Origin of the sequence: Brevundimonas subvibrioides (genome assembly GCF_027271155.1) — a bacterium.
GTDB classification, from domain to species: domain Bacteria; phylum Pseudomonadota; class Alphaproteobacteria; order Caulobacterales; family Caulobacteraceae; genus Brevundimonas; species Brevundimonas subvibrioides_D.
The window spans coordinates 50,562-70,319 of record NZ_CP114542.1 but is presented as its reverse complement, the minus strand read 5'-3'; the positions used below and the strand labels follow the sequence as shown (position 1 = coordinate 70,319).

The window sequence follows — 19,758 nt, the reverse complement described above, 5'->3', positions numbered from 1 at the left end:
CCGTCGGCGCGGCACAGCCGCCGAGCGCGCCGAGGCCTGTAACCAGAAGCGCCCGTCGGTCGATCAGGACAGAAATGACTTTGCTCCAGAACCGCGACCGTTATGCTGATATGAGCATGACGCCCCCGTCACCGTCCAGCCAGACTGCGTTTCCGATGGTCGATCCGTTCGGCCGGTCGATCGACTATGTCCGCGTCTCGGTCACCGACCGGTGCGATCTGCGCTGCACCTATTGCATGGCCGCGCGTCAGACCTTCCTGCCCCGTGCGGAACTGCTGTCGATCGAGGAACTGGACCGGCTGTGCTCGGTCTTCATCGGCCTGGGCACCCGTCGTCTGCGCCTGACGGGCGGAGAACCGCTGATCCGCAAGGGGTTCATGGATCTGGTCGCTGCCCTTGCCCGGCATCTGCGATCCGGCGCCCTGGAGGAGCTGACCCTGACCACCAACGGCACCCATCTGGCCGAGCATGCCGGGGCCCTGGCCCGGCATGGCGTGCGGCGGATCAATGTGTCGCTGGATACGCTGGATCCGGACACCTATCGCCACGTTACGCGAGGCGGGGATCTGTCCAGGGCCTTGGCAGGGATCGAGGCGGCCCGGGCAGCCGGGATGGCGGTCAAGATCAACGCCGTGGCCCTGAAGGCCGACAATGCCGCCGACCTGCCCGCCCTCGTGGCCTGGGCGCACGGCGAGGGTCACGAGATCACCCTGATCGAGACCATGCCGATGGGCGAGACCGGAATCGACCGGACCGACCAGTTCCTGTCGCTGACGGAGGTGCGACGCGACCTCGAGGCGCGCTGGACCCTGACCCCGCTGGCGAAGCGAACCGGCGGCCCTTCGCGATACGTCCGCGTCGAGGAGACGGGCGGGACGCTGGGGTTCATCACGCCGATGACCCACACCTTCTGCGAGACCTGCAACCGCGTCCGCGTGACCTGCACCGGTCGGCTCTATCTGTGCCTGGGTCAGAACGATCACGAGGACCTGCGTCCGGTCCTGCGCGCGGGCGACGACGCAGCCGTGGCGAGGGCCATCCGGGCGGCGGTGTCCAGAAAGCCGAAGAGCCACGATTTTCGCATCGGTGCGGGCCTGTCGCCCGCGGTGGCGCGGCCCATGTCGATGACGGGGGGCTGAGCCATGGCCAGGGTCCTTCTGTTCGGAGCGCTGGCCGATGTCGCCGGCTGGCGCGAGCGCGACATCGCGGGCGACAGTGTCGAGGCCCTGCGGGCGACGCTCTGCGCAGACGAGCGGCTGGCGGAGCGTCTTGGACGTCCCGGCCTGATGACGGTGGTGAACCAGGTGATCGTGCGCGGGAACCCTCCCGTCGGACCGGACGACGAGGTCGCCTTCGCGCCCCCGGTGTCGGGCGGGTGACCATGGTGCGCCTGCAGACCGATCCGATCGATCCTGCCGCCCTGCTCGCTGATTTCTGCCGCGCCCGGACCGATGCCGGCGCCGTGGTCAGCTTCACCGGCCTGTGCCGCGTCGCCACCGACGGCCAAGCGGTCGAGACCCTGGCGATCGACGCCTGGCCCGGCTTCACCGAACGCGTGATGGCCGAACTGGAGGCCGGGACCCGGGCGCGGTTCGACCTGATCGACCTGATCGCCGTCCATCGCTGGGGCGAGGTGGGCGTCGGCGAGGCCATCGTCTTCGTGGCCACCGCCGCCGTGCATCGCCGCGACGCCTTTCAGGCCGCCGACTACCTGATGGACCAGCTGAAGACCCGCGCCCCCCTGTGGAAGCGCGAGGAAGGGCCCGACGGCCGCCGCTGGATCGAACCCCGCGCCAGCGACCACGCCGACGCCGCCCGATGGGAGCCCACGCCATGACCGACATCCTGCCCGCGCCCGGAGGAAAGCTCCTGCTCGACCAGCCGGTGGTTCCCGTGCGGATCGCCGTCCTGACCATCTCGGATACGCGGGACCATGACAGCGACACCTCCGGTGGCATCCTGGCCGAACGGATCGTCTCGGCGGGCCATGTCTGCGTCGAAAAGGCCATTGTGCCCGACTCGGTCGACGCCATCCGCGCCCGCGTCAGGGCCTGGATCGGTGCGGGCGCGGTCGATGCGATCCTGACGACCGGCGGCACCGGCCTGACCGGACGGGACGTCACGCCCGAGGCGCTCGAGCCGTTGTTCGACAAGCGGATCGACGGCTTTTCCGTCATTTTCCACACCGTCAGCTACCAGACCATCGGCCTGTCGACCCTGCAGTCGCGGGCGACGGCGGGGATCATCGACGGGGTATTCGTCTTCTGCCTGCCGGGATCGAACGGGGCGGTGCGCGACGGCTGGGACCGGGTGATCCGCTGGCAGCTCGACAGCCGTCACCGGCCCTGCAACCTCGTCGAGATCATGCCTCGCCTCGGGGAGGTCTGAGGTGACGTCCCGAGAAGAGGCAGGCCTGACCCATATCGACCCCGACGGTCGCGCCCGGATGGTCGATGTGTCGGCCAAGGCCGCGACTGTGCGCGAGGCCGTGGCCACGGGCCGCATCGTCATGGAGCCGGGAACCCTGGCCCTCGCGCTGTCGGGCGGAGGGGCGAAGGGCGACGTGCGCGCCGTGGCCGAGATCGCCGGCGTCATGGCGGCCAAGAGGACGGCCGACCTCATCCCCCTGTGCCACCCCCTGCCGCTCGATGCCGCGGTCGTTGCGGTCGATCCGAGCCCCGACGGATCGGGCCTGTCCGTTACGGCGACAACCCGGACCACCGGCCGCACCGGGGTGGAGATGGAGGCGCTGACGGCAGCGAGCGTCGCCCTGCTGACGCTCTACGACATGCTGAAGGCCGTCGACCGGGGCATGACGATCGAGGCGGTCCGGCTGGTCCGCAAGACCGGTGGCAAGTCCGGCGACTGGGTCCGCGCGTGACCCTGCCGACGGTCGAGACGGCCCGTGCGGCCATGCTGGCGGCGGCGAAGGTCCTGCCGGGCGCGTCGGTCCCCCTGATCGAGGCCGATGGCCGCTGGCTGTCCGAGCCCGTCGTCGCCACCCGCGATCAACCGCCCTTCGATGCCTCGGCCATGGACGGCTGGGCGGTGCGCACCCCCGACCTCGGCACGGGCCCGCTGCGGATCGTCGGCGAAAGCGCGGCCGGGCAGGGCCATGAGACGCCGCTCGAAGCGGGTGAGGCCGTCCGCATCTTCACCGGCGCGCCCCTGCCACCCGGGGCGGATCGGGTCGTGATCCAGGAAGAGGCGAGGCGTGAAGGCGATCATCTGGCCCTGCTGGCCGGCACCGACGCGCCGACCTGGGTCCGGTCGCGCGGTGCCGACTACCGGAACGGGACGTCGCTGCTGGAGGCGGGCCTGCGTCTGAACCCCTGGCGGGTCGCCCTGGCGGCCTCCGCAGGCCGGCCGGAGGTCGTCTGCGCCCGTCGTCCCCGCGTCGCCATCCTCGCCGGCGGGAACGAGGTCGTCGAGCCGGGCGCCGCTGCAGGCCCCTTTCAGATCCACGACGCCGCCGGGCCGGGCGTCGCCCTGGTCGCCCGCCGCGCGGGGGCCGAGGTCCGCCGACTGCCGCTGGTCGGCGATACGCTGGAGGCCATCACCGACAGCCTGGACCGGACAGAGGCCGATCTGATCGTCACCATCGGCGGGGCGTCGGTCGGGGATCACGACCTGCTGAAACCCGCCGCCCGCAGCCTGGGCGCGACCCTGCTGGTCGAGGGGATCGCCATGCGTCCGGGCAAGCCCGTCTGGTTCGCCACCCTGCCGGATGGTCGCCGGCTGCTCGGCCTGCCCGGCAATCCGGTCTCCGCGCTCGTGTGCGCCGAGCTGTTTCTGGCACCGCTGTTGGCGGCGATGCAGGGCGGCAGCGACCTTCCCGATTTCAGACCTGCGCCACTCCTGGTGGCACTCCCTGCCAACGGCCCTCGGGACCATTACATGAGGGCTATCGTTGGCAGCGACGGGGAGGGCCGGGCAGGCGTGCAAGCTCTGCCGGATCAGGACTCGTCGCTGGTCTCGGTACTGGCCTCGGCCAACGCCTTGCTGCGGCGTCCACCCTTCGCCGGGGCACGAGCGCGTGGGGAGCTGGTCCCGGTGGCCGCGCTGATCGTCTAGGGCACCTCAGGCGTCGCCAGTTCGGTGAGATAATCCTCTGCGAAATCCACCTTGAATGCCGCCCAGAGCAAGAGGTGGTCCGACATCTGATAGGACTTCCAGTCCTTGTAGGTCGGGGGCTTGCCCGATTTGGCAGGCTTGATGTCGGCAGCGTAGAGGGCTTCGTCCTCGGGCCGGAAAACGGCTTCGTAGTAGTTCAGCACGCCGCCGCGGTCCGTCGTGTCGAACCGCTTGCCACGCCAGATCGCGATCTGGTCGTAGTATTTGTCGCGCGCCATGTTGCTGCCCGCGCGGTCGGTGAGGACCTTCGGGACCACAAAGCCGGCATCGGTGATCGCCTTCAGCGTCGCGTCGCCCGGATCGAAGATGTTGAAGTCGCCCAACAGGATCAGGTTGTCCGCACCCTGTGACGCGCGCGGGGCCGGAGCCGCCCCGGCCGCCGGAGCCGGTGGCGCATCGACCTTGGCGCGCCTGGCCAGAAAACCCGCCAGGTCGCCGATCTCCTTGAGGCGACGCGGATCCAGCGATTTTCCCTCGCCGTAATAGATATGGACGGTGCACAGGTCGATCCTGGCCCATCCCGCCTTGAATCCGCAGACGAACGGGGTTCGGGCGAACTGGAGGATATCCGGATCGACCTTGCTCCTCGGCAGGACGATCTCCCCGGCCAGCCCGCCGAACGTCACCTTGCGACTGTCGTAGAGGAAGGCCATCCGCTCGCCATTGCCGGACGCCCCCTCGGTGACATCGGTCACCAGATACTTCCACCAGCTACCCAGCAGGCCCTGAACGCGATCCAGCGCCGACAGATCGCCGCGCACTTCCTGGATCGCAATCAGATCGAAGTGGCTGAGGATTTCAGCGATGAAGTAGAAGGAGTCGACCAGGCGTCCGCCGTATTTGCGGCTGTCGAACTCCCGAATGTTCCAGCTGGCAATCAACAGGTCGCCGTCGAGCGTGCGGGCCGGCACCTCTGCCCTGATGGCCTTGCGCAGCCGCCGCAGGCCCTCCGCCACCCTGACCCGGACCTCCGGGTCTTCTTTTCGCAGGCTCGCATAATAGGGCACGGCGATCTCCGGGCAGCGAAGCCAGAGACTAACGCACAACCCATGCGCCCGCCATTCGATGAACGATGAAATATATGCGAAGGACGATGGCGCACCCGAGAGGATTCGAACCTCTGACCCCTGCCTTCGGAGGGCTGAGGTAGTGAGGTATTGGCGAGTGCACCGCTGTCTTCCGGGGTTATCATTGCATTGATCGTAAAGCGATTTTGGGATATCCGGGTAATCACCGGGCGCGGCGAGTTCTTTCCTCGTGGTGTAATGGTGGTGTAACGGAAGGCGATCATGGCGACCTCTAAAGCTGAGCGGATCACGAAGCGCACGGTGGACGCGGCCAAGCCCAAGGGGCGGCTCTATCGGATTTGGGATTCGGACGTGAAGGGCTTCGGCCTGAGGGTCACCCCGGCCGGGGTGAAGAGCTACATCCTGGCCTATCGCCCCGGTGACGGGGGGCGGGCTGCGCCCAAGCAAGAGTTTACGATTGCGCGCCACGGGGTGCTGACGCCTGACGAAGCGCGGGACAAGGCCGCCCAGCTGCTGGCCAGTGTGAAGGACGGCAAGAACCCTCAGGCCTCGAGGGACGCGGCGCGGGGCGAGCTCACGATCGCGGCGCTCTGCGACCTCTATCTGGCCGAGGGGACCGCGACCAAGAAGGCGTCAACCCTGGCCACCGATCGCCTGAGGATCGAGCGCCATATCAAGCCGCTCCTGGGTAAGAAGCGGATCTCGGCCGTGACGGACGCGGACGTGCAGCGGTTCGTCCGAGACGTCGCCCAGGGCAAGACGGCGGTCGAGCGGAAGCCGACACGCGCTCAGGTTAAGAGCAAGACGGCGGGCGACCGCAATTCGAAGCGTGGCGAGTCCAAGGCCCCCACGGTCGAGACGCGCAAGCGGAAGGATGCGGCGGCTCAGGGCGGGCAGGGCACGGCGACGCGGACCACGGGCCTCCTGGGCGCGATCTTCACCTTCGCGGTCCGGCGCAAGATGCGGCCTGACAATCCCGTGCACGGGGTCGAGCGGTTCAAGGATGGCAAGTCGCAGCGGTTCCTAAGCCCGGCCGAGCTGGGCCGCGTCGGTAGGGCGCTGGCCGACCTTGGCGAGGGCAATGCCGGCGCGACGGTGCTGCGCCTCCTGATCCTGACCGGGGCGCGCAAGAGCGAGATCGAGGGCCTGAGGTGGGATGCCGTCGATATCGAGGGTCGATGCCTTCGCCTGGCCGACTCGAAGACCGGGGCCAAGATCGTTCCGCTCGGGGCACCGGCGCTCGTGGTACTGGCAGCGATCGAGCGGCGGAAGGGATCGCCCTTCGTCTTCGCATCCGACCGGGCCGAGGGCGCTCACTTCGTCGGGACGCCCAAGGTGTGGGAGAAGATCCGGGCCGCCGCCGCGCTGGACGGTGTCCGCATCCACGACCTGAGGCACACCTATGCCAGCCTCGCCGCCAGCGGTGGGCAATCGCTGCCCCTGATCGGCAAGCTTCTGGGGCACCGCGACGTGAAGACGACGGCTCAGTATGCCCACCTGGCCGACGACCCCGTGAGGGCCGCCGCCGATCGGACGGCCGAGGCCGCCGCCGCCGCCATGCTCGGGACCTCGGCCGAGGTCACCCGCCTCAAGGTCCGGCGCTGAGCCGGTCCAGTTCGCCCTTGGGGGTGGGGGTTGAGGGGCCACACCCGCGCGGCCAGTAGCCGATTCGTGCGCGGCGGTTCGCCATCGGGCGCACGGATCGGCCAGAGGCAACGCATGGACCGTCGCCGCGCACGGGTCGTCACGCGGCAAAGATGACCGGAGGGGAAAGCCGAAAGCGGTGGGAACCGGTGGGAACGGTGGGAACCCCTCTCTCTTGTGCTTGAAAAGGCTAGAGTATCTACCACTGACGCGGTTCCCACTGGTCGCTTCCGAGGTGGGAACCGGTGGGAACCGGTGAAATATTGCGCCAATGGGTCCTTCCTGGGCATAAAACCGTATACGGCAGCACAGGGCGCGGGCCCCAAAAAATCAAACAAATTCAACAGCATAGCACGAATAAACGCACGAATCGTGTTTTGACCCGTGCGCTCTCGGTTCGCATGATCCGTGCGCACCTCGGCCTCTCTTGGGTCTGGCCTCGGCCCCTCGGCCAGCGGCGCACGCCGTGCGCATGGCCCTGACCCACGCGCGAGTGTGGCCCCCTCACCCCCAAGGGGACCGGGGCGGTAGACGACAAAAGGCCCGCCAGGGTGAGCTGGCGGGCCGGTGTTCGGATTTGAAGGGCGGCGCACCCCGTGCGCCGGATCTAGGTGGCGAGCGCTTCTAGCTCTGCGAGGACGGCGAAAAACGGTGCTGCCTTGACGGTGATCTGATCACGATCGGTGCACGCTTGGGCCGCCAGGAGGATCGCGAACTTGGCCGCCACCTCTTGGATCGTGACGGCCGGGACCGCGACGACCCTCGCGATGGCGTCGGCGTAAGCCGCCGAGTCCGCAACCCATTCCTCCTCGAGAGCCGTCACGCCCAGGGCGTCCTCGATCCGCTGCTGAGTGGCCAGCATTGCATTGAACGCGTCCTGCCTTCGCGTGACCGGGACCGCCCGGCCGAAGCTCTCACGCTGATCCAATAGGACTAGCTCGTGAAACATTCGCCTCTCGCGCGGGTCCTGGGGGTCGCGGATCAGCTCGGGCACCGGGGGATAGAGGCTTTCGGCCAGCTCGGCCCGGGCGTTGTAGCGCGCCCATGTTGCGTCGGCCTTGGCGCGGTGTGCGAGGAAGTCGGCTGCGGCGCGGCCGAACTCGCTCAGCGGGGGCGACGGGTTCGGCTCGGACGGTTCGGGATCAGCGAAGTGAATGCGGGCGAGGGCGGCCATGGCGGTGTCTTCATTTGGGGCGGGGCCGTCGTCGGATGCGGCCTCGGGCCGTTGGGGCGGCAAGGTCGAGGCCATCTCAGGAGCCCATCGCAGACGCCTGATAGGCGAAGCTGGACTGGCCGCCGACGTAGGCGCGGGTGCCGTAGTGGCGGCCGACCGCGCTGCGAGCGACCAGGCTGCGGTTGAACTGGATGCGGGGCTTGGCTGCGGCCAGGCGCTTCACGAAACGCCACGCCCCGGCCAGCGCCTGGGGGAAGGTGTAGAGGCGGTCGCCCTGGGCGACGGCCTCACGGTAGAGCCCCCATGCCATGTTCATCACGTGGCGGCGGGTTTGATTGGTGGTGGTCATGTCGATCTCCCTTAACGTCTTAATATATGACGTTAGAGAAGGTCGCTTGTCAACGCCTAAGTCAAAATATATGACGCTATCCGAGAGGAGAAAATCATGATGACACCCGCAGCAAGCCGCGCGGCGCGAGGCCTTCTGGGCTGGTCGCTACAGGACCTCGCTCACGCCACCGGCCTGACTTACGAGAGCCTATCCCGCTTCGAGAACGGTCGAGTGATGCGGGACGCCAACGCCGCGAAGATCGCTCAGGCGTTCGAGGTCGAGGGGATTGAGCTGATCATCGAGGCCGATCGCACTGGCGCTGTCCTGGTGCACGCTCGCAAGCGGGGCGGCGATGACCAGTGAGCTAGATCTCGATGAGGTTCGCGCCGCGACCTTCGACGGCTTGCTTCGCCAGTTCGCCGAGGATCTCGGGGCCGATGATTTTGAGGAGCTGATCACCGATCCGGAGTGGCGTGATCATCTTGCGAACCGGCGTGAGATCGACGTTGAAGGTGAGCCGCGCGGGCCGCGCTATGTGCAGGTCTATGCGGATGACGGCTTGGAAATTGCTCTCGGCCTGATAGAGGTTCTGGCCTCATTTCGAGCCAAGAACCCGGACGTTGTGGAGGTGCTCGATCACTCGATCTCCCTTGCCTATCGGCTGGGTCGAATCATGGCCATCGGTCAGCTTACCGATGGGGACGGGTCTGTCATGGCACTGGCCGAACGGGGCCGAAAGGAGCGCGCCGATCGAGCACGCGGCGCGGAAGTCACCAATGCCAAGCGTCAGGGTCGTGAGGCCGCGCTGAGACTTTACTGGTCGCGTGAGGCTGAGGCGTTGTATCGGCCCGATGCCGCGACGGTTCATCCATGGACCCTGACCTATCTGGCAACCTTGATCGTCGCCAAGTCAGGCCTCGCCCCGCAACCTCTCGACTGGGATGATCTGACGGCTGACGAGCAGAAGCGGTGGGAGACGATGCGGCATTGGCCCGCCAATCGCATTGCCCTGCAGCTCGAAAAGGCGGCGGCCGAGAACCCCAAGGGCTGGAGCTTTGGAGAGCTCCTGGCCAAGTGATCGCGCCTCGCCGCTAGCGCTTCTGGCGCGACACTAGCGCGGGGCAGGGCCGCTAGTGGGGCCCGTTCCGAATCACCTCTCTCCTGCCCGGACCGTGCAGGCGCATCCCGCGTCGGCCGTGAACCGGAGGAGAATACCTTGTCTCTCGACAATCCTCGGCTGCTTTCGACAGCGGAAGCCGCCGCCCAGCTGGGGCTCAGCCCCGGCTATCTCAAGACCAAGCGCGTCACCGGGGGCGGCCCCGCCTTCGTCAAGATGGGCGCTCGCGTGTCCTATCACCCGGCCGCCCTCGATGCCTGGATTCAGGCCAATACGCGGCGCAGCACCTCCGACCAGGGAGGGGTCGCATGACGACGGCCACCCCTCCCGTGGCGGCGCTGGATCGCGCCCTCGCCGCTAAGATCGATGCTGACGGCGAGCTTGATCTCCTGAGGGAACGGCTGGCCGAGGAACGTGACAACCTCGCCCAAGCGGACGCTGCGGCCCGAACGGCCGGGCTCGCCTCGGCCCGATCCGGATTGGCCGCCGATAAGCAGGCCGCCCGCGAGGCCCTCGCTCTCAAGGCCGAGGTCGAGCGGGACATATCTCAGCTGACGGACATCCTCATTCCAGAGGCCGAGGAAGCGAAGGCGCGGGCTTCGGAAGCGCTGGCCGAGGCCCGGCGCACGGCGTGCGCCGACGAAGCCGAGGCCGAGTGCGAGGCCGTCGCTCGCCGCCTGGCCGAAGAGTATCCCGAGCTGATCCAGCGCCTGACCGACCTCAAGGTGTCCGTCGCGGCGGCCGACGCGAAGGCCGTTGCGGCGAACCGTGACCTCCCCGTTGGGCGGTCCAACGTCCTGTATGCCGAAGCCCAGGTGCGCGATATCCCTGCTCAGCGTGGCGGCAAGATTTTGCAGGAGGTGGTCAGCGTCTGGTGCTACGCGGGCACCCTAGAGCCGATCCCCGAGGATCGGCTTGGCGAGATCCAAAAGACGTCCCGCGACCGTCGCTCGGGCGAAACCCATTTCATCCTTCCATCAAGGTCAACTCACTCTCTTTCGGCTGGGCGTCAGGTCGAGCTCAAGCGGCTGTTGCGGGTCACGATGGAGGAGCGGAGCGAACTGCGCCGAGGGTCCCGCCTGGCCGACATGAGCCTGCCGCCCCTGCGTCCGAACGTGAGCGAGGCACGGCGCTGGACCGAGCTGCGCGAGCTGGCCGGGGACGCCCAAGATGAGGGTGAGGGGCAGTGAGCACGCCCCTCTACTTCGACATGACTGAGCTTTGGGCCAACGCCCGGACCGGTCAGCCGATCTGGCCGCCTGGCCACAAGGGACGCGCAAAGGGCCGGATCGTGATCCTGCCGGACGAAACCTTCCGGTATCAGCGGGGTTGGCGCGACGGCAGGCCGATCGTCGATGAGCCCGCCGTGGTGCTGCGGTTCGCGAGGGTCGTGACCGCGACCGTGCAGGAGGGTCGCGAGAGGGTCAGGATCGTCCGCCGCCTGGCCAGCGAGCCGCCGCTATGACCGGCCCGGTTGACTTCGCCAGGGTCAACGCGGCGGCCCTTCGCCAAAGCGACGCCGTCGTTAAGGGCCTCCTGCCCGATGGCCGTCGCGACGGTGAGGAGTGGGTCGCCCGTAATCCCCACCGGGCAGACCGGAAGCTGGGCAGCTTCAAGATCAACCTGGCCACCGGCCGATGGGGCGACTTCGCGTCGGGCGACAAGGGGGGTGACCTCGTCAGCCTCGCCGCCTTCGTCGCGCGGGTGAACCAACGCGAGGCGGCGATCCGCCTGGCCGAGAGCCTCGGCATCAATCCTTTTAACTAGGGCGTCCAATGCGACCCAAGCTGAACTTCTCCCCCGCCCAGGTGCGAGCGGGGCGGGCCTTGTGCGACCTGTCGGCCGCCCAGCTCGCCGACATGGCGGGGCTCGAGGCCGAGGCCGTCGAGCTATTCGAGAGCGGCCAAGGCGAACTCAGCCCGACCGAGCACGAGGCCCTGTGTCGGGCGCTCTATGCGGACGGGCTGGGCGTCGTGGCCATCCCCGCCCAGCTGGGCGGGGAAGGGGTCCGCTTCGCTCGGGCCATCGCCCTCAGTCCCATGCTCGTGCATCTGGCCAGCCGCATCGCCCCGGCCGCCGCCACGCGGAGGCGCGGCAATGGCGACTGGTGACCCCGAGGGCGGCGATCCGTTCGCCCGGATCAAGACCGCCCAGGAGAGCGAACCGGCGCACGGCGTGCGCCGCGATCGGGCAAGCGGCGACTACGTGGCCCCGGTTCCGCGGGATGCGCCGCCCTGGCCGATATCGTTCCGGGACAAGGGCGAGGCCTCGGCCGTCTGGACCTATCGAGACGCCCGGGGCGAGCCGCTTCACCACGTCGCCCGCTTCGATGCGGAGGGCTCAAAAGACGTACTGCCGCTCACCCTCTGGCGCGACGGGTCGCGTCTTCGCTGGCGCTTCAAGGCCGCTCCGGAGCCTCGGCCGCTCTATGGTCTGGACCGACTGGCCGCCCGGCCTCACGCCGCCGTCCTGGTCGTGGAGGGAGAGAAGACGGCCGACGCCGCCCAGGCGCTGTTTCCGGACATGGCCGTCATCACCTGGTCGGGCGGCTCCAAAGCCAGCGGCAAGGCCGACTGGTCGCCGCTCGCGGGGCGGACCGTGATCATCTGGCCGGACCACGACAAGGCCGGTATCGACGCCGCCGTAGCCGTGGCGCGACATGCCAGCAAGGCCGAGGCCGCCCAGGTGGGAACGGTCCGTCCGCCCGCCTATTTCGACGATGCCTGGGATCTAGCCGACCCTATGCCCAGCGGCTTCGACCGCGCCCAGGCGGCGGCCCTGATAGACGAGGCCGTCATGGAAGGCGTCGCAGGCGGGGTGACCCTTCCGTTCGGATACCGCCTGGATCACGAGGGGCTCTGGGCCGATCAGACGGCGAAGAACGGGGAGAAGTTTTCGACGAAGATCAGCGCGCCGTTCGAAGTGATCGGCGAAGCACGCGATCCTAACGGCGACGGGTGGGCCGTGGTGGTGCGGTTCAAGGATCGTGACGGCCGATCCAAAACCGAGATCATCCCGAGGGGGACGCTGGTCTCGGAACCCGGCGCGGTGAGGTCGCGGCTCGCCAGTCAGGGGTTGATGATCAAGCCCGCCAAGGGGCAAGGCGACCGCTTCACCGCGTGCCTGGGCGAACTCGAGTGTTCGCGCCGAATCACCTTGGCCAACTCGACGGGGTGGGCGACGGCCAACCGGTTCGTCCTGCCGTCACGCACCATCGGCCCGCCCGGCGGGGAGCCCGTCATGTTCACTGGCGACCCGGCCGGGTTTCCCCACGGGACGCAAGGGACGATGGCCGAATGGCAGGAGCTGGTCGCCGCCCGTGCGCCGGGCAACAGCCTCCTCCTCCTGGCGCTGTCGATCGGCTTCGCCGGGCCGTTGCTGAGGCCGCTCGGGCTCGAGGGGGGCGGGTTCCATTTCCGGGGCCTGTCATCAATGGGAAAGAGCACCCTGGGCCGAGCGGCCGCGTCTGTGTGGTGTGGTGGCAGCGGTGTCCTAGGCGGCGCTCAGTCGTGGCGAGCGACGGCGAATGCGCTCGAGGCCGTCGCCCAGGGCCATTCCGAGACGGTCCTCGCCCTGGACGAAATCAACGAGATCGCACCCGAGCAAGTCGGCCTGGCCGCCTATGCCCTTGCGAGCGGCCAAGGGAAGGCGCGGGCGAGCACCTCGGGCCAACTGAGGCGGCGCACCGAATGGCTGGTCCTGTCGGTCTCTACCGGCGAAATCAGCCTCGCCGATCACATCCGGTCCTCGGCCAAGGGCGGTCGCGTCATGGCAGGGCAAGAGCTCCGCTTGCTCGACATCCCGGCCGATGCCGGCAAGGGGCTCGGGATCTGGGAAACGCTGCATGGGTTCGATGATCCGGCGCTCTTCTCAGAGGCTGTGAACGCCGGGACGCAAGCCCATTATGGCCATGCCGGACCGGCCTTCGTCGAGCGCTTCGTGGCCGATCCCAAGGCGGCCAAAGCCCTGGCGCGAGAGATCATGCAAGCCTTCGTCGGAGCCTCGAAAGAGCGGGACGACAACGGCCAGGTGCACCGTGCGTCCAACCGGTTCGCCCTCGCGGCAGCGGCGGGCGAGCTGGCCGCCGCATTCGGAATCGTGCCCTGGCCCGAGGGCGCGGCGGCCAAGGCCTGTCACGAGGTGTTCGATCGATGGGCGACGTCGTTCGGCCGATCAGCCCCGCGAGAACAGCGCGCCGTCCTCCTGGCGCTCAAGGCCGCAATCCAGCAACAGGCCAGCCGGTTCGGCGCGAGGAACGACAACGATCAGACCGAATGGGGCGAGGCCGTCGACGAACGGGTCGAGGGCCATCGCACGGGCGAGGCCCGATCGCTCAATGCTTTAGGCATCCGCTACGTCACGACCGCGAGGGAGCTCTACTATCTGTTCTACCCTCAGGGGTGGGACGAGGTGTTGAAAGACGTAACGGGGGGCACGGACGCGGCCCGCATGGTCCATGCGGCTGGCCACCTCGAGCGCGGCGAGGGCAAGCACTGGGGCAAGAAGAAGAAGATTAACGGCGTCGCCCAGCGCCTCTATTGGGTCAAGGCCAGCATTCTCGAGGCCGATTTTGACGAGTGACGCCCGCCTGGCCGCCGCGATCCGCGAGGCTCGCGAGCGATGGGCGGGCGGTTCCCACCTGGAAACGAGGTGGGAACCGCAAAGCGACAAGGTGGGAACCGCTTTTCGTCAAATAGATCAGGGGCTTGTGCTAGCGGTTCCCACGGTTCCCACGGTTCCCACCTCTGAAACAGATACCCTGAGCTCAGACATGGCCGACGCCCACGTTTCGACCTGGGCAGAGTGGGTCGAGCGAGCGGCTATCCTGGAGTTTTCGGGGGGCGTTCCGCGTGCGGAGGCCGAGGCCAGGGCCGCGATTCAACTGCGCGAGATTGGGTCGCGTGGTGGCATGGTGGTGTAACGGCGAAAAAGACCGGTCCGTGATCAGCGGCTAACGTATTGAAAAGACTGGCGCACCCGAGAGGATTCGAACCTCTGACCCCTGCCTTCGGAGGGCAGTACTCTATCCAGCTGAGCTACGGGTGCATCGCCACGGCCTGATGACCGGACGAAGGGCCTTACAGCAGGTCCGCGAGGGTCTCAATCCCGGAATGAGGCTTGGCGGCATTGGAGGGGCGCCATAGCGTGCCGTCGATCGTTGCCGGAGTGCGTCATGCGTCGCCTGTTTCTCGCCGTTCTGCTGCTTCTGGGGGCCTGCGCGACGGCGGCTGACGCCGAACCGTCCGGCGACAGTCTGGACGCCATCGCCGCGGACTATGTGCGCCTGACGCTGGAGATCGGCGAGCGCGAGCCCGGATATGTGGATGCCTATTACGGTCCGGCGGAATGGGCCGAGGCGGCCAGGGCCGCGCCGCGCGACGTGCCCGCCCTGATGCAGGGCGCGGCCGCGCTGGCGGACCGGTTGAACGCGGTCTCCGTGCTGGGGGCGGACCCCGTGGTCGTGCAGCGCAAGGCCTATCTTCTGGCCCACGTCTCGGCGGCCTCCGCGCGACTGCGTTTCATCCAGGGCGAGCGGCTGCCGTTCGCCGAAGAGGCCTTCGCCCTGTTCGGGGTCCGGCCGGAACTGAAGCCCCTGTCGGACTATGACGCGGCGCTCGACCAGATCGATGCCCTGCTGCCGGGGGATGGGCCGCTGGTGGAGCGTGTCGCGGCGTTCAAATCGGCCTTCATCATTCCCAGGGACCGGCTGGAACCGGTCATGACCGCCGCCATCGCCGAGTGCCGCCGCCGCACCGCCGAACACATCGCCCTGCCTGCCAACGAGCGGTTCACCCTCGCCTTCGTCACCGACAAGCCGTGGTCGGGCTACAATTATTTCCAGGGGGATGCGGCCTCCAGGATCGAGATCAACACCGACTTCCCCATCTACACCGAGCGGGCCATCGATCTGGGGTGCCACGAGGGCTATCCCGGACACCACGTCTACAACGCGCTGCTGGAGCGGACCTTCGTGCGCGAGCGGGGCTGGGTGGAGATGAGCGTCTATCCGCTGTTCTCGCCCATGTCCTTCGTGGCCGAGGGCAGCGCCAACTACGGGATCGACCTGGCATTCCCCGGCGACGAGGGCGCGCGGTTCGAACAGCAGGTACTGGCCCCGCTGGCCGGGATCACGGGCGCCGATTTCGCGAAAAAGGCCCGGCTTCAGGCCCTGATGCGGCAGCTGGCGCGGGCGGAATACACGATCGCCGACGACTTTCTGGCCGGGCGCGTGAACCGCGAGGAGACCATCGCGCGGCTGGCCAGATACACCCTGACCACGCCGGACAAGGCGGCCCAGCGGCTGCGCTTCATCGAGACCTATCGCAGCTATATCATCAACTATGGCCTCGGCCGCGACACGGTCCAGGCCTGGGTGGAAGCGCAAGGGGCCGACCACTGGCGCGGCATGGAGACCCTCCTGGCCAGCCAGATCCTGCCGGTGGACCTGTCGGACTGACCCGGAACGCGCCCAGGCAACGAGGCTCCGTGCGCCGCGCGTCAGCGCCCCTTGCCAATCCGCGCTCAAGCAGCGAGCGACCGTGTCGCGAGCGTTAGCGCCCTTTGCCAATCCGCGCTCAAGCAGCGAGCGACCGTGTCGCGAGCGTTAGCGCCCTTGACTCACTGCGCCGTCATGCCGCCGTCGATCTTGAATTCCGATCCCGTGACGAACTTGGATTCGTCCGACGCCAGATAGAGGACGCAATAGGCGACGTCGTTCGGCTCGCCGATCCGCTTGAGCGGGATGCCGCGCGCCAGCCGCTCGTGCGCCTTGACCTCGTCACCGCCGGCCATGGCGATGAAGGGGTCCAGGATCGCTGTCTTGATGAACACGGGGTGCACCGAGTTGACGCGGACGTTCCAGTCCATCTTTGCGGCCTCCAGCGCGACCGTCTTGGTGTACATCCAGACGGCGGCCTTGGTGGCGTTGTAGGCCCCCATACCGACCCCGGCGGCGAGCCCCGCGATCGACGAGATATTGACGATCGAGGCCGCGCCCGAGGCCCGCAGATGCGGCATGGCGTGCTTGCAGCCGAACATCACGGACCGCAGGTTGATTTCGTATTGCCGCTGCCAGTTCTCGGCAGTGTCCTGCTCGGCGAACATCAGGACGTCGCCGACGCCCGCGTTGTTCACCAGGATGGACAGCCCGCCCATGTCCGCCGCCGCCCGACCCACAACGTCGACCCACTGGTCCTCCGAGGCCACGTCGTGGGCATAGCCAAAGGCCGAGCCGGGAATTTCGGCATTGATGCGGGCTGCCAGGGCCAGGGCACCCGGGCCATTGATGTCGGTTACCGCGACCTTTGAACCCTCGCGCGCCAGCATCCAGGCGATCGCCTCTCCCAGGCCCTGGGCTCCGCCGGTGATCAGGGCCGCCTTGCCGGCGACGCGTCCAGGTTTCGTCATGTCATTCCCCTCCCAGGGACGTCGCGGCGTCATCGATGAAGCGCGCCAGCGTGAGATCGAGCTCGGTCACCCCGCCCGCATCGTGGGTGGTCAGCAGGATGTCCACGCGGTTGTAGACGTTCGACCATTCCGGATGGTGGTCCATCGTCTCGGCCTTCAGCGCCACGCGCGTCATGAAGGCGAAGGCGGCGTTGAAATCGGCGAATTTCAGGGCACGGGCGATGGCCGGGCGATCGCCCGGGGCGACGGTCCAGCCGGACAGGGCAGCGACGGCGTCGGTCGGGGAAACGATGGGACGGGACATGACGCTGGCCTAGACCCGGTTGCCCGACCCGGCAAGATCACGTCGGGGAAGGCTTCTGGCTGCGAGACCCCACGGTCAGGTCGGGCGTTCTGGATGCACGGCCATGCGCCGGGCAATGCCGTCATGGACCGACCGGGAATCGCGGCCCCGCAGCCCGCCGGTCACGAGCGGCCACGCCCGGGATCAAGGCCTTCTGCCACCCGCGACGCCGCCGCCCGGTGACGAGGCCGCATTGCCGCGCTAGACCGCCCCGATGAGCGACACAGACAGCCCCTCCACCAAGACCTCGCCGTTCGGATTCCGCGACGTCGATGCGCGCGAAAAGGTCCGGATGGTCCGCGGCGTGTTCGACAGCGTGGCCTCCAGCTATGATCTGATGAACGACCTGATGAGCGGGGGCGTCCACCGGCTGTGGAAGGACGCGGCGGCCTCCAGGTTGAACCCCCGGCCCGGCGAGGTGATCCTGGACGTCGCAGGCGGGACCGGCGACATGGCCCGGCGCTATTCGAAGATGGCGCGGGCGGCCCAGGAGCGGGGTGGCGGCGACGACGCGTCCGTCATCGTGCTGGACTACAATGCCGAGATGATCCTGGCCGGGGTCGACAAGGGCGGAGAGCCGGAGATGGTCTGGACCGTGGGCGACGCCATGGCCCTGCCGATGCCGGACGCCTCGGTCGACGCCTATTCGATCAGCTTCGGGATCCGCAACGTCTCGGACATCGCAGGCGCGCTGAAGGAGGCGCGTCGGGTGGTGAAGCCGGGCGGACGGTTCATCTGCCTCGAGTTCTCGCGCCCCACGGCCGAAGCCGTGCGCAAGGCCTATGACGCCTGGTCCTTCCACGCCATTCCGCGCATCGGCGGCTGGGTCGCCAGGGATCGGGACAGCTACCAGTACCTGGTCGAAAGCATCCGCCGCTTCCCCGACCAGCCCACCTTCAAGACCATGATCGAGGAGGCCGGCTTCAGCCGCGTGACCGTGACCAACCTGTCGGGCGGGGTCGCCGCGATCCACTTCGGGTGGGCGATCTGAGCCTGTCAGCCTCATACCGGGTCGCGCCAGCCCCCCCGCCCACGATCCCCGTGCGCGATCCCGTCGGTGCGACCTGGCGGCTGCTGCGCTGGGGCGGCGCCCTGGCGAAGCACGACGCGCTTCTGCCCCGCGAACTGACGCCCCTGCTGCCCGGCTGGATGAAGCCGGTGGCGGGGTTCATCCACCTGTTCGCCGGCAAGGAAGGTCGTGACGGCCGTCCCGGCCAGCGTCTGGGCCGCGCCTTCGAGACCCTGGGGCCCGTGGCGATCAAGCTGGGTCAGGTCATGGCCACCCGCGCCGACATCTTCGGTATCGAGTTCGCGCGCGATCTGGGCCGGCTGAAGGACAGGCTGCCGCCGTTTCCGACCGATCAGGCCCGGCGCGAGATCGAGCGATCCATCGGCCGCCCCGTGGAGAGTCTCTTCATCGATTTCGGTGATCCGATCGGGGCCGCCTCCCTGGCCCAGGCCCACCCCGCCTGGCTGGCGGATGGACGTAAGGTCGCGGTCAAGGTCCTGCGACCGGGCGTCGAACGCCGCGTCACCACCGGGCTGGACGCGATGCGTCTGGCCGCGCGGGTCGTGCATCGTCTGGTGCCCGCCGCGCGCCGGCTGGAGCCCGAAGCCTTCGTCGAGACGGTGGCCCGCTCCATGTATCTGGAACTGGACATGCGGCTGGAAGCGGCCGCCGCGTCCGAGCTTCACGACATCATGGAAAAGGCCCGGGGCGACGGCATGCACATGTCGGCCCCCAAGGTCGTCTGGGACGGCGTCGGCAAGCGGGTCCTGACGCTGGAGTGGGCGACCGGGATGCCGATGACGGACCCCGAGGCGATCCTGCAGCCCGGGATGGACATCGACGCCCTGGCCGACAACGTCGTGCGCGCCTTCCTGAGCCAGGCCCTGGATCACGGCACCTTCCACGCCGACCTGCACGAGGGAAACCTGTTCGCCTATGCCCCGGCCGAGCTGACCGCCGTCGATTTCGGCATCGTCGGGCGGCTGGGCGAGGGCGAGCGGCGCTATCTGGCCGAGATCCTGTGGGGCTTCCTGACGCGGGATTATCCCCGCATCGCCCGGGTCCATTTCGAGGCCGGATACGTCCCGCCGCACCATTCGGTCGAGGCCTTCGCCCAGGCCCTGCGGGCGGTGGGGGAGCCGGTGATCGGCCGGGCGGCGTCGCAGGTGTCCATGGGCCGTTTGCTGGGCCAGCTGTTCGAGATCACGGCCCTGTTCGACATGCACCTGCGGCCCGAGCTGATCCTGCTGCAGAAGACCATGGTCTCGGTCGAGGGCGTCGCGCGCCGCCTGAACCCCGATCACGACCTGTGGTCGGCGGCCCAGCCGGTGGTCGAACGCTGGATCACCCGCGAACTCGGCCCCCGGGCCCAGATCCGCGACGGGCTGAGAGAGGTTCTGGCCGGGGCGAGGGCCCTGTCGCGCCTGGCGCAGGATCCGCCCGCGCCGCAGACGGTCGTGGTGGAGCCGACGCGCACCCCGACCTGGATCGTCGTCTGCATCACGGCTGCGACCACCATGTCGGCCGCCGCCCTTGTTCTGTCGCTTTGGACGAGGATCATGGGCTGAAGT

At 68.3% G+C, this 19,758-nt stretch carries 23 protein-coding genes and 1 tRNA gene; 18 read left to right on the top strand and 6 right to left on the bottom strand.

The genetic code is table 11. From position 1 onward, the window contains the following. Positions 1-74 precede the first annotated feature (74 nt). Genes moaA through glp form a run of 6 tightly spaced genes read left to right on the top strand, consistent with a single transcriptional unit; the run spans position 75 to position 4,074 of the window. Positions 75-1,139 (top strand): GTP 3',8-cyclase MoaA, encoded by a 1,065-nt coding sequence (gene moaA, locus O3139_RS00350; RefSeq protein WP_420022328.1) that lies wholly within the window; start codon positions 75-77, stop codon positions 1,137-1,139. A gap of 3 nt (positions 1,140-1,142) precedes the next feature. Continuing rightward, complete coding sequence (locus O3139_RS00345) at positions 1,143-1,379, top strand: MoaD/ThiS family protein (RefSeq protein ID WP_269514910.1); 237 nt, start codon at positions 1,143-1,145, stop codon at positions 1,377-1,379. 2 nt (positions 1,380-1,381) lie between these two features. Beyond that, positions 1,382-1,837, top strand: a complete 456-nt coding sequence (locus tag O3139_RS00340) for a molybdenum cofactor biosynthesis protein MoaE (RefSeq protein WP_269514909.1) — start codon at positions 1,382-1,384, stop codon at positions 1,835-1,837. Beyond that, entirely contained in the window at positions 1,834-2,388 is a 555-nt protein-coding gene (gene moaB, locus O3139_RS00335) for a molybdenum cofactor biosynthesis protein B (RefSeq protein WP_269514908.1), read from the top strand. The genes O3139_RS00340 and moaB overlap by 4 nt, the downstream gene beginning before the upstream one ends. 58 nt (positions 2,389-2,446) lie before the next feature. Beyond that, the gene (moaC, locus tag O3139_RS00330) at positions 2,447-2,881 is read left to right on the top strand and encodes a cyclic pyranopterin monophosphate synthase MoaC (protein WP_420022359.1); all 435 of its coding nucleotides are present in this window, start codon (positions 2,447-2,449) and stop codon (positions 2,879-2,881) included. Continuing rightward, the gene (glp, locus tag O3139_RS00325; RefSeq protein WP_269514906.1) at positions 2,878-4,074 is read left to right on the top strand and encodes a gephyrin-like molybdotransferase Glp; all 1,197 of its coding nucleotides are present in this window, start codon (positions 2,878-2,880) and stop codon (positions 4,072-4,074) included. The genes moaC and glp overlap by 4 nt, the downstream gene beginning before the upstream one ends. Here glp and O3139_RS00320 read toward each other — a convergent pair. After that, a complete protein-coding gene (locus O3139_RS00320) occupies positions 4,071-5,141 on the bottom strand; it encodes an endonuclease/exonuclease/phosphatase family protein (protein ID WP_269514905.1) in 1,071 nt (356 codons plus the stop codon). The genes glp and O3139_RS00320 overlap by 4 nt on opposite strands. Positions 5,142-5,423: 282 nt before the next feature. Between O3139_RS00320 and O3139_RS00315 the strand changes: the two genes are divergently transcribed. Then, a complete protein-coding gene (locus O3139_RS00315) occupies positions 5,424-6,767 on the top strand; it encodes a tyrosine-type recombinase/integrase (RefSeq protein ID WP_269514904.1) in 1,344 nt (447 codons plus the stop codon). Positions 6,768-7,413: 646 nt separating this feature from the next. Here the strand turns inward: O3139_RS00315 and O3139_RS00310 are convergent. Both O3139_RS00310 and O3139_RS00305 read right to left on the bottom strand, forming a co-directional pair. Beyond that, complete coding sequence (locus O3139_RS00310) at positions 7,414-7,980, bottom strand: hypothetical protein (protein WP_269514903.1); 567 nt, start codon at positions 7,978-7,980, stop codon at positions 7,414-7,416. A 76-nt stretch (positions 7,981-8,056) separates the two neighbouring features. Further along, positions 8,057-8,329 carry a hypothetical protein gene (locus O3139_RS00305; protein ID WP_269514902.1) on the bottom strand — a complete coding sequence of 91 codons (273 nt, stop codon included), beginning with the start codon at positions 8,327-8,329 and terminating at the stop codon, positions 8,057-8,059. 96 nt (positions 8,330-8,425) lie between these two features. Here O3139_RS00305 and O3139_RS00300 point away from each other — a divergent pair, with 96 nt between their 5' ends. From O3139_RS00300 to O3139_RS00265, 8 genes are all read left to right on the top strand, one after another. Then, a complete protein-coding gene (locus O3139_RS00300; protein ID WP_269514901.1) occupies positions 8,426-8,674 on the top strand; it encodes a helix-turn-helix domain-containing protein in 249 nt (82 codons plus the stop codon). Further along, a complete protein-coding gene (locus O3139_RS00295) occupies positions 8,664-9,389 on the top strand; it encodes a hypothetical protein (protein ID WP_269514900.1) in 726 nt (241 codons plus the stop codon). The genes O3139_RS00300 and O3139_RS00295 overlap by 11 nt, the downstream gene beginning before the upstream one ends. Before the next feature lie 138 nt (positions 9,390-9,527). Then, positions 9,528-9,740 carry a helix-turn-helix transcriptional regulator gene (locus tag O3139_RS00290; RefSeq protein WP_269514899.1) on the top strand — a complete coding sequence of 71 codons (213 nt, stop codon included), beginning with the start codon at positions 9,528-9,530 and terminating at the stop codon, positions 9,738-9,740. Then, positions 9,737-10,618 (top strand): hypothetical protein, encoded by an 882-nt coding sequence (locus O3139_RS00285; protein ID WP_269514898.1) that lies wholly within the window; start codon positions 9,737-9,739, stop codon positions 10,616-10,618. Before O3139_RS00290 ends, O3139_RS00285 begins: the two co-directional genes overlap by 4 nt. Next, a complete protein-coding gene (locus O3139_RS00280) occupies positions 10,615-10,893 on the top strand; it encodes a hypothetical protein (protein ID WP_269514897.1) in 279 nt (92 codons plus the stop codon). The genes O3139_RS00285 and O3139_RS00280 overlap by 4 nt, the downstream gene beginning before the upstream one ends. Next, entirely contained in the window at positions 10,890-11,195 is a 306-nt protein-coding gene (locus O3139_RS00275) for a hypothetical protein (RefSeq protein WP_269514896.1), read from the top strand. Before O3139_RS00280 ends, O3139_RS00275 begins: the two co-directional genes overlap by 4 nt. A gap of 8 nt (positions 11,196-11,203) precedes the next feature. Next, the gene (locus tag O3139_RS00270; protein ID WP_269514895.1) at positions 11,204-11,539 is read left to right on the top strand and encodes a hypothetical protein; all 336 of its coding nucleotides are present in this window, start codon (positions 11,204-11,206) and stop codon (positions 11,537-11,539) included. Continuing rightward, a complete protein-coding gene (locus O3139_RS00265) occupies positions 11,526-14,009 on the top strand; it encodes a DUF927 domain-containing protein (RefSeq protein ID WP_269514894.1) in 2,484 nt (827 codons plus the stop codon). Before O3139_RS00270 ends, O3139_RS00265 begins: the two co-directional genes overlap by 14 nt. A gap of 388 nt (positions 14,010-14,397) precedes the next feature. Here the strand turns inward: O3139_RS00265 and O3139_RS00260 are convergent. Continuing rightward, positions 14,398-14,474: transfer RNA gene (locus O3139_RS00260), tRNA-Arg, on the bottom strand. 127 nt (positions 14,475-14,601) lie between these two features. Here O3139_RS00260 and O3139_RS00255 point away from each other — a divergent pair. Beyond that, positions 14,602-15,885, top strand: a complete 1,284-nt coding sequence (locus O3139_RS00255) for a hypothetical protein (protein WP_269514893.1) — start codon at positions 14,602-14,604, stop codon at positions 15,883-15,885. A 161-nt stretch (positions 15,886-16,046) separates the two neighbouring features. On the opposite strand, the gene O3139_RS00250 is transcribed toward O3139_RS00255, so the two are convergent. Next, complete coding sequence (locus tag O3139_RS00250; RefSeq protein WP_269514892.1) at positions 16,047-16,835, bottom strand: SDR family oxidoreductase; 789 nt, start codon at positions 16,833-16,835, stop codon at positions 16,047-16,049. Between the two features lies 1 nt (position 16,836). Then, positions 16,837-17,139, bottom strand: coding sequence for a 4a-hydroxytetrahydrobiopterin dehydratase (locus O3139_RS00245; RefSeq protein ID WP_269514891.1), 303 nt, complete (start codon positions 17,137-17,139; stop codon positions 16,837-16,839). A gap of 253 nt (positions 17,140-17,392) precedes the next feature. Between O3139_RS00245 and O3139_RS00240 the strand changes: the two genes are divergently transcribed. Next, entirely contained in the window at positions 17,393-18,169 is a 777-nt protein-coding gene (locus O3139_RS00240; protein ID WP_269514890.1) for a class I SAM-dependent methyltransferase, read from the top strand. After that, positions 18,157-19,755 (top strand): 2-polyprenylphenol 6-hydroxylase, encoded by a 1,599-nt coding sequence (gene ubiB, locus O3139_RS00235; protein ID WP_420022327.1) that lies wholly within the window; start codon positions 18,157-18,159, stop codon positions 19,753-19,755. The genes O3139_RS00240 and ubiB overlap by 13 nt, the downstream gene beginning before the upstream one ends. Positions 19,756-19,758 lie beyond the last annotated feature (3 nt).

Coding starts and splice junctions, on each gene's coding strand:
- moaA (WP_420022328.1), top strand. CDS start 75: ATGACTTTGCTCCAGAACCGCGACCGTTATGCTGATATGAGCATGACG.
- O3139_RS00345 (WP_269514910.1), top strand. CDS start 1,143: ATGGCCAGGGTCCTTCTGTTCGGAGCGCTGGCCGATGTCGCCGGCTGG.
- O3139_RS00340 (WP_269514909.1), top strand. CDS start 1,382: ATGGTGCGCCTGCAGACCGATCCGATCGATCCTGCCGCCCTGCTCGCT.
- moaB (WP_269514908.1), top strand. CDS start 1,834: ATGACCGACATCCTGCCCGCGCCCGGAGGAAAGCTCCTGCTCGACCAG.
- moaC (WP_420022359.1), top strand. CDS start 2,447: ATGGTCGATGTGTCGGCCAAGGCCGCGACTGTGCGCGAGGCCGTGGCC.
- O3139_RS00315 (WP_269514904.1), top strand. CDS start 5,424: ATGGCGACCTCTAAAGCTGAGCGGATCACGAAGCGCACGGTGGACGCG.
- O3139_RS00310 (WP_269514903.1), bottom strand. CDS start 7,980: ATGGCCGCCCTCGCCCGCATTCACTTCGCTGATCCCGAACCGTCCGAG.
- O3139_RS00305 (WP_269514902.1), bottom strand. CDS start 8,329: ATGACCACCACCAATCAAACCCGCCGCCACGTGATGAACATGGCATGG.
- O3139_RS00300 (WP_269514901.1), top strand. CDS start 8,426: ATGATGACACCCGCAGCAAGCCGCGCGGCGCGAGGCCTTCTGGGCTGG.
- O3139_RS00295 (WP_269514900.1), top strand. CDS start 8,664: ATGACCAGTGAGCTAGATCTCGATGAGGTTCGCGCCGCGACCTTCGAC.
- O3139_RS00285 (WP_269514898.1), top strand. CDS start 9,737: ATGACGACGGCCACCCCTCCCGTGGCGGCGCTGGATCGCGCCCTCGCC.
- O3139_RS00275 (WP_269514896.1), top strand. CDS start 10,890: ATGACCGGCCCGGTTGACTTCGCCAGGGTCAACGCGGCGGCCCTTCGC.
- O3139_RS00270 (WP_269514895.1), top strand. CDS start 11,204: ATGCGACCCAAGCTGAACTTCTCCCCCGCCCAGGTGCGAGCGGGGCGG.
- O3139_RS00265 (WP_269514894.1), top strand. CDS start 11,526: ATGGCGACTGGTGACCCCGAGGGCGGCGATCCGTTCGCCCGGATCAAG.
- O3139_RS00255 (WP_269514893.1), top strand. CDS start 14,602: ATGCGTCGCCTGTTTCTCGCCGTTCTGCTGCTTCTGGGGGCCTGCGCG.
- O3139_RS00250 (WP_269514892.1), bottom strand. CDS start 16,835: ATGACGAAACCTGGACGCGTCGCCGGCAAGGCGGCCCTGATCACCGGC.
- O3139_RS00245 (WP_269514891.1), bottom strand. CDS start 17,139: ATGTCCCGTCCCATCGTTTCCCCGACCGACGCCGTCGCTGCCCTGTCC.
- O3139_RS00240 (WP_269514890.1), top strand. CDS start 17,393: ATGAGCGACACAGACAGCCCCTCCACCAAGACCTCGCCGTTCGGATTC.